We start from the raw sequence: 11,735 nt of genomic DNA, 5'->3' as shown, positions 1-11,735 counted from the left end.
TTATTTCGTTACTCAAAACTTTAACAAAACTACGTGCGTTTTATCATTATTTTAAGATGTTTACCTCCTAACTTTAAAGCTTCATAAACCTAAAAAACAAAAGATGAAAAAAACCACATGCATTATCACCTCGGTATTTGCTTTTTTGATGCTCATTTCAACTCAGGTACACGCTCAAAAATTCTCAAAATTAGATAAAAGTCCGCTAGACATTGCATACTACAGAACCGATAGAAAATCACCCCCTATGGCTAAAGTGATATACAGTCGGCCGCAATTAAAAGGGCGTTCCTTAGAGACATTAGCTCCTAATGGCAAAGTATGGAGAACAGGAGCCAATGAGGCTAGTGAAATTAAATTTTATCAAGATTTGAAATTTGGAGGTGCTCTGGTAAAAGCTGGCACTTATTCATTATACACCATTCCTAACGAGAGCCAATGGACTATTATTTTAAACAGTGATACAGATGTGTGGGGCGCTTACACTTATGATGAGAGCAAAGATGTGCTTAGGGTAAATGCACCCGTATCAAAGGGGGAAAGCATTGAAGCCTTCTCCATAACTTTTGATGCAGACCATATGTACTTGGCTTGGGGCACAACTTTAGTTACCGTTCCTATTAGTAAGTAACCAAAAGCACAACTCAAAACAAAAGCACCTAAATATTGGTGCTTTTTTGTTTTACGGTATATTCAAATACTTGTGTGTTTGAAGTGAGATTTTCCACTTAGGGTTTGCCATAACGTAGTCTACAATTTCAGGAACTACCTTATCTCTTTTGCTCCATTCTGGTTGCAAATACAAAATACAATCTTGGTTTACTTGTGCTGCTTGTTCTTCAGCAAACCTGAAATCGTCTTTATTGTATACAATAACTTTTAACTCATTAGCATTTTCATACACCTCTTTGGTGGGCAACTTTATCTTTTTGGGAGACAAGCATATCCAATCCCATTCGCCAGTCAATTTATAGGCGCCAGAGGTTTCAATATGAACTTTCATGCCTCTGGCTTTAAGTTCTCGAGTTAAAAACGTCATATCCCAAGTAAGCGGTTCCCCTCCAGTAACCACAATGGTATCACTGTATTTCTTAGCATTCTCAACAATGTTCATCGTATCGGTTGGCGGATGCAGATCGGCATTCCAACTTTCTTTTACATCACACCAATGACATCCCACATCACAACCACCAACTCTTATAAAATAAGCGGCTGTCCCCTTATGGTAACCTTCACCTTGAATGGTATAAAATTCTTCCATCAGCGGAAGCATTTCCCCTTTATCAACCCGTTTTTTTATCTCTTTTTGCATAAGAGCGCAAAGATACATATTCCTTTAATTATTCTATTCATTTTTAGTTTTCATTAATAGTCATTTATTATTGATATTCAGTGAAACTGCAATTCATTTTAATGTCTAAAATCATAAAATAATCAAATTTGTTCCCTGCCATTTTTTCTTCTTTAATTTTCCTGTATTTTTATCCAAAATCAAAAGGATGACAACCAAGGAAACGTTTTTCAACTATATCACTGAAGGCAATAAAACCAAAGGCGACTTTATTTCCATAGGAGCAGCTATGTTAAATGGGGAAACCTTAGCGGGTGCTCATGTAAAGATTCCGTTAAAAACCATGAACCGCCACGGCTTAATTGCTGGAGCAACAGGAACAGGAAAAACAAAATCTTTACAAGTATTGGCCGAGAACTTAAGTGACAAAGGTATTCCTGTATTACTCATGGATATAAAAGGGGATTTAAGTGGTTTAGCGCAACCCAGTCCTGGACACCCTAAAATAGATGAGCGTCATGAAAAAATTGGTTTACCATTTAATGCGAAAGGCTTCCCTGTAGAAATACTCACCTTATCTGAGCAACATGGCGTTCGTTTAAGAGCCACCATAAGTGAATTTGGACCCGTATTACTTTCAAGAATTCTTGATTTAACAGAAACACAATCTGGTATTGTATCGGTTATTTTTCAGTATTGTGATGACAACAAATTGCCTCTTTTAGATTTAAAAGATTTTAAAAAGATACTGCAATATGCCACCCAAAAAGGTAAAGAAGAATTCAATGCATCTTATGGCAGGATTTCTACAGCTTCCACTGGTGCAATTCTCAGAAAAATTATTGAGCTTGAACAACAAGGTGCGGATCTTTTTTTTGGAGAAACCTCTTTTGATACGCAAGATTTACTAAGAATTGACGAACATGGCAGAGGCTATATAAACATCCTTCGATTAACTGATATTCAAGATAAACCCAAACTTTTCTCAACTTTTATGTTGAGCCTATTGGCCGAAATATATGCTACTTTTCCTGAACAGGGTGATAGTGATCAGCCAGAACTTATCATGTTTATTGACGAAGCGCATTTAATTTTTGATGAAGCCTCAAAAGCGTTATTAAATCAAATTGAAAGTATTGTAAAACTCATTAGAAGTAAAGGTGTGGGCTTATATTTTGTAACACAAAATCCCACCGATGTCCCTGAAGGTGTTTTAGGCCAGCTTGGTTTAAAAATTCAACATGCCTTAAGAGCCTTTACTGCAAAAGACAGAAAAGCCATAAAGCTCACTGCACAAAACTACCCTGATTCTCACTATTATAATACCGAAGAAGTCTTAACATCACTAGGAATTGGAGAAGCCCTTGTTTCTGCTTTGGATGAAAAGGGACGCCCAACCCCTTTAGCAGCTACTATGATGCGTGCGCCAATGAGTAGAATGGATATTCTTACCGAAACAGAGTTAAACGCATTACTATCAACATCTAAATTGGTAAAAAAATACAATGAAGAAATTGATCGCGAAAGTGCTTATGAGCTTCTAACGGCAAAAATAAAACAAGTAGAAGCTGAAGAAGCCAAAGAAAAAGCGGAAAAAGAACGTGAAGCCCTTAAGAAATCGGAAGCTAAAAAAAGTAGTAAATCTACCAAATCACGAGGCACAAGAATGAACCCTATTGTAAAGGTACTCACAAGTGCTACGTTTATTCGCAGTGTTTTTGGTATATTAAACAAAGTCATGAAAAAATAATAATCAAACATTTATATATCTCAAATCAATGAAACATTATCTTTTAAGCACATTAGCCTTAATCCTCTTAATATCTAGTTGTAGTAAAACACCAAACCCTTTTGAGGTTTCAAAACATCATGTTGGCTTATTAACCGATTCAACACAAGTAAAAGATCTAGAAATGGCATTTCCCAATGATTCTGTGGTAAAGTTTATAACGGGTGATGAATTTGTTGGAAACAGTAATGCCATCAACATTTATGAAAAAGGTGGTAAAAAGCTGTTAGCATTAACCCCTAAATTCATTTTAGACTCCACTTCGGTAATCAGTAATGTTAGAATTTTTGACGAACGTTACAAAACAGAAAAGAACATATCAAGTATAAGTACGTTTAAAGATATTAATGACAACTATAAAATATCAAGAATTAGTAATTTGATTAATTCTATAGTTGTAGCCGTTGATGATATTAACGCCAGTTTTACTATTGATAAAAAAGAATTACCTGCTAATTTAAGGTTTGATATGGATTTAAAATTTGAACCCACTCATATTCCAGATCATGCCAAGGTGAAATACTTTTTTATAAACTGGAATATATAAATACAAGTCTATGAACCCTATCTTATCAAAACTACTGGTAGATATTGCTAAAAAGCAATTAAAAAAGCGACAGTCACAAAAGCCTGTCAGCCCTAAGGAAGTAGTGCCCTTGGTAAGAAGTTTTCAAGTTGAATTAACCCATGCTTTAAAAGAATTTTTATTTATTATCATTGGTGTTTTTTCAGCAGGATTTGGGTTAAAAGGTTTTTTACTCCCTAACAGATTTATTGATGGTGGAGCTACAGGTATATCGTTACTTTTTGAGAATATAACGTCTTTAAAACTGGGTATTCTACTTGTTATTGTGAATTTACCTTTTATCATTTTAGCCTCTAGAACCATAGGCAAAAAATTTGCTATAAAGAGTATTGTGGCTATTACAATGCTTGCACTTGTTGTTCATTTTGTAGAGTATCCAACAGTAACGGAAGACAAACTCCTTATTGCCGTATTTGGTGGCTTTTTTCTAGGCTTAGGTATAGGCATGTCTATGCGAGGGGGTAGTGTTATTGATGGCACCGAAGTTCTCGCTATATACTTAGGCAGAAAATTATCATTGACCATTGGAGATGTTCTACTCCTTATAAACATTATCATTTTTTCAGCAGGTGCTTATATCCTATCTGTAGAAACAGCGCTTTATGCTATTTTAACCTATCTTGCGGCGGCAAAAACGGTTGATTTTGTGGTTGATGGTGTTGAAGAATATGTAGGGGTTACCATTATTTCAAATAAGCATCAAGAATTAAGATTCATGCTCACCAAAAAGTTAAGGCGCGCATGTACCATCTATGCAGGTAAAGGAGGCTACGGAACCAGTGGCGATAGTTATAACAAAGACATTATCTACACCGTAGTTACGAGATTAGAACTGGCCAAACTACAAACGGAAATAGATAAGATTGATAAAAAAGCCTTTATCATTATGGGTATAGTTAAAGACTTACGTGGTGGTATGATAAAAAGAAAACCCCTAAAAGATAAGCATTAAAAAAGGAGGATTTTAACTGAGATGTAATATGGCAAAAAAGAAATATACCATTCAAAATAATCCATTTATTGTACCTACTACAGATGGCAAAATCATTAAAGAACATTTTGGTCATGCTTCAAATGGTGATTCAAACCTAAGCCTAGCCCATATGATTGCCCCTGCGGGGTGGAGTGAACCGTTTCAAACCCCTGAATTTGATGAATTCACGTTTATCATCAAGGGCAAAAAACAATTTATAATTGAAGATGATGTCATTGTATTAGAAGCAGGGCAATCTATAAAAATAGAAAAGAATACCCGAGTACAATATTCCAATCCGTTTACAGAGCCCTGTGAATACCTTGCAATTTGTACACCCGCATTTTCAATAGATCTTGCTAACCGAGAAGCTTAAATGATACAACCCAAATTAATTGGTAAAGCAATAAATAGCATTGCCGTACTTTCACCTTATCTAGCTGCTAAATTAGCGGTGTTTTTATTTTCTAAACCAAGAAACGCAAAACTTGACCATGAGGCCAAAACTTATTTAAATACAGCTGATAAGAAAAACATCATACACCAAGGGTTTCATATAAAAACGTATCACTGGCAAGGAAACGGAGAAACCATTTTATTAGTGCATGGCTGGGATAGTAATTCTTATAGGTGGAAAGACCTTATTGAATTGTTAAAACAAGAGCATTATAACATTATATCTGTTGATGCGCCAGCACATGGAGCTTCTGGCAATAAAATTTTTAACGCCCCATTATATGCTGAATGTTTAAATGAAGTTATTAAAGCATTCAAACCTCAAACTATAGTAGGACATTCTATTGGTGGTACAGCCACCGCTATTGCATTAACAAATCACAACTTACCTTCTATTTGTAAAATTGTTTTGCTTGGCGCGCCTTCAAACTTAGAAATTTCGGTTAATAATTACATCACTATGATGGGGTATAACACTAAGGTTTCAAACGCCATTAACAATTACTATTTCAAACACTTTGGTCAGTTCCCTAAATACTATAATGTAGACAATTTCTTTTCTAAGATTACCGCGAAAGGCTTAATTATTCACGATAAAAAAGACAATATCATATCATTTAAAGAAGCCCTTGATATCCATAGAGCCTATAAAAACTCAGAACTTATAAAAACTATTGGTTTAGGACACCGATTAAGGTCGGAAACGGTATACCAGCACATACTGTCCTTTATAAAAACTTCAGAAACACATTAATTATTGTCGTATTTTTGAGCCATGGCAGAAGTTACATTAAAACGTATAAATAAGTTTTTAAGTGAGGTAGGCTATTGCTCTAGAAGAGAAGCCGATAAACTGATTGACGCAGGACGCGTTACTATTAATGGGGTTGTTCCTGAAATGGGAACCAAAATTGCGCCCAATGATATTGTGGCCGTAGATGGAGAAGCCATAACAAATACAAAAAATGCTTTTGTTTACCTAGCATTTAATAAACCTGTTGGTATTGTTTGTACTACAGACACATCGGTAGAAAAAGACAATATCATTGATTTTATAAACTACCCAAAACGTATCTTTCCTATTGGCAGGCTAGACAAACCAAGTGAAGGACTTATTCTTTTAACCGATGATGGCGATATAGTCAATAAAATTCTCCGTGCCAGTAATAATCATGAAAAAGAATACATTGTAACCGTAGATAAGCCTATCTCTCAAACCTTTATTGAGCGTATGGCAGGTGGTATTTATTTAGAAGAATTAAAACAAACCACCAGAAGATGTAAGGTAACAAAACTCGGCACTTACAAATTCAAGATTATTTTAACACAGGGACTAAACCGACAAATACGCCGTATGTGCAGTTATTTAAATTATGAGGTTCAAACCCTTAAACGTGTTAGAATCATGAATATAAAACTAGATATACCCGTTGGGAAATACCGCGAACTTACCCATGAAGAATTTAAAGAACTAAGCACCTTAATAAGTGGTTCTACAAAAGTTTTTAAACCGAAACCCGATAGACGCCGTGACACTTCTGAAAGACCTCAAAACACAGACAACAGATCACCGAAACATAGAAAGAGATAAAATTTGTCACAAGTCTTTATTGGTATTTTAAGAAGTACCTAAAACACCTTTACCATAGTTGCTCATATAAAAAAGCAGCATTTTTTTTAATGCTGCTCTTCAATTTTATTAATATATTTTTCTATCCGTGTCTTTCTCTTGCTAGTAACGTGTTCTTAAGCAGCATGGCAATGGTCATAGGGCCAACACCTCCAGGAACCGGGGTAATAAAACTTGCTTTTTTACTCACGCTCTTAAAATCAACATCACCAGCTAATCTGTAACCATTCTTTTTGGTAGCATCAGGCACACGGGTTATCCCTACATCAATAACCACCACATCTTCTTTTACCATATCACCTGTTAAAAACTCCGATATCCCAATGGCTGCTACAATAATATCGGCCTGTTTGGTAATCTCAGCTAAATTTTTAGTTCTACTATGTACCACGGTAACTGTGGCGTCTCCCGCCTTACGCTTCTGACTCATTAAAATACTCATGGGGCGCCCTACAATATGACTTCTTCCCATAACCACAACATTTTTTCCTGAGGTTTCTACTTGATAGCGTTCCAGTAGCTCAAGAATACCATAGGGTGTTGCTGGTAAAAAGGTTGGTAAATCTAAAGCCATTCGCCCCACATTTACTGGGTGAAACCCATCAACATCTTTATCAGGATCTATAGCCATAAGTACTTTTTGCTCATCAATTTGGTCTGGCAAAGGTAACTGCACTATAAAACCATCAATATCATCATTGATATTTAACTCGTTTATTTTTTCTAGTAACGCTTCTTCTGAAGTATACTCAGGAAGTTCTATAAGTGTAGAATTAAAACCAATACGTTCACAAGCCTTCACTTTTGCATTAACGTAAGTCATACTAGCCCCATCAGAACCTACTAAAACAGCTGCTAAATGTGGTACTTTTTCACCTTTAGAAACCATCGCCTTTACATGTTCTGCAATTTCCTCTTTTATATCGTTACTAACTTTTTTACCGTCTAAAATTGTCATGTTGTTGGTTGTTGGTTGTTGGTTGTTGGTTTAAAATAATAAAACCAACTATTAACTATTAACTATTAACTATTAACTATTAACAAGATTAACGCATATTTTTCATCATCTGCATCATCTTTTTACCGCCACCGCCTTGCATCATCTTCATCATTTTGCTCATTTGGTTAAATTGCTTTAACAGCTGATTAACCTCTTGTACGGAGGTTCCTGAGCCTTTAGCTACACGCTTTTTTCTACTAGCATTTAGCACAGCGGGATTACTACGCTCTTTGGGTGTCATAGAGTGAATAATGGCTTCAATACCTTTAAAGGCGTCATCATCAATATCAACATCCTTTAGCATTTTTCCAGCGCCAGGAATCATACCCATGAGGTCTTTCATATTCCCCATCTTTTTTATTTGCTGAATCTGCTTTAAGAAATCATCAAAACCAAACTGATTTTTTGCTATTTTCTTTTGAAGTTTCCTAGCCTCTTCTTCATCAAACTGTTCTTGTGCGCGTTCTACCAAGGATACCACATCCCCCATGCCGAGAATACGATCAGCCATACGTGATGGATAGAATACATCAATAGCTTCCATTTTCTCACCTGTACCAATAAACTTAATGGGTTTATTAACAACCGATTTAATAGATATAGCAGCACCTCCACGCGTATCACCATCTAATTTAGTGAGGATAACACCATCAAAATTCAAAACATCATTAAAAGCCTTAGCGGTATTCACGGCGTCTTGCCCTGTCATTGAATCTACCACAAACAATGTTTCTTGTGGTTGTATGGCTTTATGAATATTTGATATTTCGGTCATCATGGCTTCATCAACAGCCAATCGACCAGCGGTATCAATAATAACCACATTAAATCCGTTGGCTTTGGCATGTGCAATAGCTGCCTGTGAAATAGCCACAGGATCATTATTCCCTTTATCACTAAAAACCTCAACCCCAATTTGTTCGCCAACTACATGCAATTGATCTATCGCGGCTGGACGATACACATCACAAGCCACTAATAAAGGTTTCTTAGTTTTTTTATTTTTTAGATAATTAGCAAGCTTACCAGAAAAGGTTGTTTTACCAGACCCCTGTAAACCAGACATTAAAATAACACTTGGTGTGCCAGATAAGTTGATCCCTTCTGCATCACCTCCCATCAGTTCGGTTAACTCATCCTTAACAATTTTTACCATTAATTGTCCTGGTTGTAATGTAGTTAATACATTTTGTCCCAGTGCTTTTTCTTTAACGGTATTGGTAAATTGTTTGGCTATTTTAAAGTTGACATCGGCATCAAGAAGCGCGCGTCTTACTTCTTTTAAAGTTTCAGCAACATTTACTTCTGTAATACTACCATGTCCCTTTAATACGTGTAAGGCTTTATCTAATTTATCACTTAAATTATTAAACATAATTTCTATTCGAATTTTAAGAAGTGCAAATTTAGTGATTTGCTTGATATTATTGAAGTAACGTGTTTAAAAAGTAATGAGGTATTTAGAACTCATAACCAATAAAAAAAGCTGCCAATTGATATTGACAGCTTTCATAAAAGAAACATTGTTTATTAACCTACCAACCGAACTGGTCTTTTTGTTTCTTTTTCATTTGATACTTTTTTGCTAAATGCGTTTTTCCAGCACCAAGACTCTTTCAATTTCACCTACGGAATTAAAATCTTTCAACTCAATTCTACCTGAATTAATTTCTTTTATTCTCCAACGGTGTCTCAACTCACTAAATGGTTCATCTAATGTTTTAAAGTTTAGCCCTAAAAACAAACCTTCATTTCGGTAAGCCAACCAAGATCCGTTATAATTTTTCCCATTACCTTCGGCAAACAACATTCCGTTTTCATTAAATCCTATAACAAAACCTTCATAATTCACCGTTTCATTGTTACCTTGATCCATATATTGAGCAACTTCCCATTCTCCATTAGTAAGAACATCAATAATATAATTGATATCTCCATCACCATCTGGACAATGTCTTTCTAAAATCATTTTATTATTGGCATTGGAAAGTTTGATGAAACCTGGCTCTAAGAAGGTAATTAACCACTCTAATTTCAAATTAGGTCTACCTTCTAAATATATTCTTAAAATAGCTCCTGTATTACGGATTCCAATTTCGTAGGTGCCTTCTAAAAATTCCCCATTCAACCTTAACTTTACTACGTTATTTTCAAAGAACTTTAATGGTGTGCCTATGTACTCTTTTTCGTTGTCAATGCCATCAACACTTAAACGGGCTACACGCCACAAACATTTTTGAAGGTATTCATTAATTCTTTCCTTAGTATAATCAATAACAACATCGCAGTTTTTCTTCATTATGATACGGTTACCTCCTACTTCAAAAAGCTTAATTTTTCCGTATTCAATATCGTAAACCACCCATTCTAGTGTAAAATCGGCCATGGTTTCAAACTGCATTTTTAAAAGCGCTCCTCTATCAGTCACACGAGTACTCCATGTTCCTGTTAACACATCACCACCTCTGGCACGCATTTTCAGGACACCTTCCTCTCTAAAATTAAGAGCATATTCTCTGTATTCTGTTGTATTATCAACTTCATTTCTCATAAATTCATAAACTATCCAAGGACATGTTTTTAAATACGCATCTAGCCGTTCTTTGGTAAAATCATCATCGCCATAATCGTTATCATCATCTTCATCACACACACCTTTGGCTTCTCTAATGGTTAATGCCAATTGCTTATTACTGTTTACTTCAACCGTTGACCCATCTGCATAAACCATAGTTACAGGGAAATTTAAGCTTGCAAACACTTCAGAGCTTTTAACTCTTTCAATAAAACGGTGTAATTGTCTGTCGCTTTCAATGGTTATCACATCAATAACTTGAAACGCTGAATTATACACTGAAAATGATATAGGGTATTGAAAATCGATACACTCAATATCCTCATCTTCTTCGTTCTCACCTCTACAGGCTTCAATCTTAGCGGCTAATTCTGTTTTATTTTGAATAACAATCTCTTCATGATTGCTTAAAATAACGGTGATTGGAAAAATAATTTCCAGATTATCTTCATCATCATCAAATTCTTTAAAGATGGCTTCAATTACTTTAAAGTCTTCTTTTGAATCAATAATAATTTCTAATCCATTTACTACAACGGTAACTGGAAGTTTTACAGAGGTACAGCTGGCTTTATCAATGATATTATCAGCAGATCCATCCATGATAGATGTGGAGTACAATAAATCTGTTAATTCAGATTCGGCAACAAGGGCTTCACTCTCATCAATTTCAGAAATTTCTATTTTTTCTTCCTGACAAGAAGTGAACAATAAAAGGACAAAAAAAGGCAATAACAATAATGATTTTAATGTAGTTTTCATGGTACATGTGTTTGGGTTAAACATAGCTTTTTTGTTATAAAACAGTTTAACTTTAAAAATTCCTACCCCTTGTTTGCATTTTTTTTATTTTAGTGTTGCAAACCACCAATAATAATGGGGAAACGATTACATAATAATATTTGTGAAGAACACTTGTTTTCTTCCATATTTAAAAAACATGCCACAGATTTACACAACTTTTTATACTATAAGTTTGGAGACCTTTTAAATCCCAAAGACAAAGTTCAGGAAGCCTTTATAAAACTTTGGGAAAACTGCGGAAAAATAACTCCCGATAAAGCCAAGAGTTTTGTGTTTACTACGGCCAACAATTTAATGCTTAATGAAGCGGCGCATCAAAAGGTGGTTTTAAAGCACCAGCAAACCAAACCCAAAATGTATACTAACGAAAGTCCTGAATTTTTAATGCGGGAAGCTGAGTACAATGACAAACTGCAACGTGCTTTGACAAATTTAACCGATGCCCAGCGGGTTGCTTTTATGATGAACCGCGTAGAAGGCAAACGTTTTAAAGAAATTGCTGAACTGCTTAATATTTCAACCAAAGCTGTTGAAAAGCGCATATACGGCGCACTAGAAAAATTAAGACAAGACATTAAGGAACTATAACCCCTTTTAAAGACATAAAAATTTATTTTTTTTTAAACTAGGG

General features: G+C 35.2%; 12 protein-coding genes. 8 read left to right on the top strand and 4 right to left on the bottom strand.

What is annotated here, in order from left to right; genetic code table 11:
• Positions 1-103 precede the first annotated feature (103 nt).
• The gene (locus KFZ70_RS08795) at positions 104-631 is read left to right on the top strand and encodes a DUF2911 domain-containing protein (protein ID WP_139695164.1); all 528 of its coding nucleotides are present in this window, start codon (positions 104-106) and stop codon (positions 629-631) included.
• Positions 632-682: 51 nt separating this feature from the next.
• Here KFZ70_RS08795 and KFZ70_RS08790 read toward each other — a convergent pair whose 3' ends face one another.
• Positions 683-1,312 carry a 7-carboxy-7-deazaguanine synthase QueE gene (locus KFZ70_RS08790; RefSeq protein WP_199240652.1) on the bottom strand — a complete coding sequence of 210 codons (630 nt, stop codon included), beginning with the start codon at positions 1,310-1,312 and terminating at the stop codon, positions 683-685.
• A 187-nt stretch (positions 1,313-1,499) separates the two neighbouring features.
• On the opposite strand from KFZ70_RS08790, the gene KFZ70_RS08785 reads away from it, so the two are divergent.
• From KFZ70_RS08785 to KFZ70_RS08760, 6 genes are read left to right on the top strand one after another with little or no spacing between them, the layout of a single operon-like run.
• Complete coding sequence (locus KFZ70_RS08785; RefSeq protein ID WP_139695166.1) at positions 1,500-3,041, top strand: helicase HerA-like domain-containing protein; 1,542 nt, start codon at positions 1,500-1,502, stop codon at positions 3,039-3,041.
• Positions 3,042-3,069: 28 nt separating this feature from the next.
• Entirely contained in the window at positions 3,070-3,627 is a 558-nt protein-coding gene (locus KFZ70_RS08780; protein ID WP_139695167.1) for a hypothetical protein, read from the top strand.
• A 10-nt stretch (positions 3,628-3,637) separates the two neighbouring features.
• Positions 3,638-4,618: a YitT family protein gene (locus KFZ70_RS08775; RefSeq protein WP_139695168.1), complete on the top strand. Its 981-nt coding sequence runs from the start codon at positions 3,638-3,640 to the stop codon at positions 4,616-4,618.
• A 28-nt stretch (positions 4,619-4,646) separates the two neighbouring features.
• Entirely contained in the window at positions 4,647-5,015 is a 369-nt protein-coding gene (locus KFZ70_RS08770) for a cupin domain-containing protein (RefSeq protein ID WP_139695169.1), read from the top strand.
• Positions 5,016-5,849: an alpha/beta fold hydrolase gene (locus tag KFZ70_RS08765; RefSeq protein WP_139695170.1), complete on the top strand. Its 834-nt coding sequence runs from the start codon at positions 5,016-5,018 to the stop codon at positions 5,847-5,849.
• 21 nt (positions 5,850-5,870) lie between these two features.
• On the top strand, positions 5,871-6,686 hold the full coding sequence (locus tag KFZ70_RS08760; RefSeq protein ID WP_139695171.1) for a pseudouridine synthase: 816 nt from the start codon (positions 5,871-5,873) through the stop codon (positions 6,684-6,686).
• A 121-nt stretch (positions 6,687-6,807) separates the two neighbouring features.
• Here the strand turns inward: KFZ70_RS08760 and folD are convergent, their stop codons facing one another.
• The 3 genes from folD to KFZ70_RS08745 form a co-directional block, all read right to left on the bottom strand.
• Complete coding sequence (folD, locus tag KFZ70_RS08755; protein WP_139695172.1) at positions 6,808-7,683, bottom strand: bifunctional methylenetetrahydrofolate dehydrogenase/methenyltetrahydrofolate cyclohydrolase FolD; 876 nt, start codon at positions 7,681-7,683, stop codon at positions 6,808-6,810.
• 88 nt (positions 7,684-7,771) lie between these two features.
• Positions 7,772-9,100 carry a signal recognition particle protein gene (gene ffh / locus KFZ70_RS08750; protein ID WP_139695173.1) on the bottom strand — a complete coding sequence of 443 codons (1,329 nt, stop codon included), beginning with the start codon at positions 9,098-9,100 and terminating at the stop codon, positions 7,772-7,774.
• 210 nt (positions 9,101-9,310) lie between these two features.
• Positions 9,311-11,062: a hypothetical protein gene (locus KFZ70_RS08745; protein ID WP_139695174.1), complete on the bottom strand. Its 1,752-nt coding sequence runs from the start codon at positions 11,060-11,062 to the stop codon at positions 9,311-9,313.
• A 114-nt stretch (positions 11,063-11,176) separates the two neighbouring features.
• Between KFZ70_RS08745 and KFZ70_RS08740 the strand changes: the two genes are divergently transcribed.
• Complete coding sequence (locus KFZ70_RS08740) at positions 11,177-11,692, top strand: RNA polymerase sigma factor (protein WP_139695175.1); 516 nt, start codon at positions 11,177-11,179, stop codon at positions 11,690-11,692.
• The last annotated feature ends 43 nt before the right edge of the window (positions 11,693-11,735 follow it).

The organism is Allotamlana fucoidanivorans (genome assembly GCF_045788535.1).
Lineage (GTDB): Bacteria > Bacteroidota > Bacteroidia > Flavobacteriales > Flavobacteriaceae > Allotamlana > Allotamlana fucoidanivorans.
This window is presented reverse-complemented; position numbering and strand designations above follow the sequence as displayed.

What these genes read in the sequence shown, in the direction of transcription:
- KFZ70_RS08790 (WP_199240652.1), bottom strand. Translation starts at nt 1,312, where the DNA reads ATGCAAAAAGAGATAAAAAAACGGGTTGATAAAGGGGAAATGCTTCCG.
- KFZ70_RS08745 (WP_139695174.1), bottom strand. Translation starts at nt 11,062, where the DNA reads ATGAAAACTACATTAAAATCATTATTGTTATTGCCTTTTTTTGTCCTT.
- KFZ70_RS08770 (WP_139695169.1), top strand. Translation starts at nt 4,647, where the DNA reads ATGGCAAAAAAGAAATATACCATTCAAAATAATCCATTTATTGTACCT.
- KFZ70_RS08785 (WP_139695166.1), top strand. Translation starts at nt 1,500, where the DNA reads ATGACAACCAAGGAAACGTTTTTCAACTATATCACTGAAGGCAATAAA.
- KFZ70_RS08760 (WP_139695171.1), top strand. Translation starts at nt 5,871, where the DNA reads ATGGCAGAAGTTACATTAAAACGTATAAATAAGTTTTTAAGTGAGGTA.
- ffh (WP_139695173.1), bottom strand. Translation starts at nt 9,100, where the DNA reads ATGTTTAATAATTTAAGTGATAAATTAGATAAAGCCTTACACGTATTA.
- folD (WP_139695172.1), bottom strand. Translation starts at nt 7,683, where the DNA reads ATGACAATTTTAGACGGTAAAAAAGTTAGTAACGATATAAAAGAGGAA.
- KFZ70_RS08740 (WP_139695175.1), top strand. Translation starts at nt 11,177, where the DNA reads ATGGGGAAACGATTACATAATAATATTTGTGAAGAACACTTGTTTTCT.
- KFZ70_RS08765 (WP_139695170.1), top strand. Translation starts at nt 5,016, where the DNA reads ATGATACAACCCAAATTAATTGGTAAAGCAATAAATAGCATTGCCGTA.
- KFZ70_RS08795 (WP_139695164.1), top strand. Translation starts at nt 104, where the DNA reads ATGAAAAAAACCACATGCATTATCACCTCGGTATTTGCTTTTTTGATG.
- KFZ70_RS08775 (WP_139695168.1), top strand. Translation starts at nt 3,638, where the DNA reads ATGAACCCTATCTTATCAAAACTACTGGTAGATATTGCTAAAAAGCAA.
- KFZ70_RS08780 (WP_139695167.1), top strand. Translation starts at nt 3,070, where the DNA reads ATGAAACATTATCTTTTAAGCACATTAGCCTTAATCCTCTTAATATCT.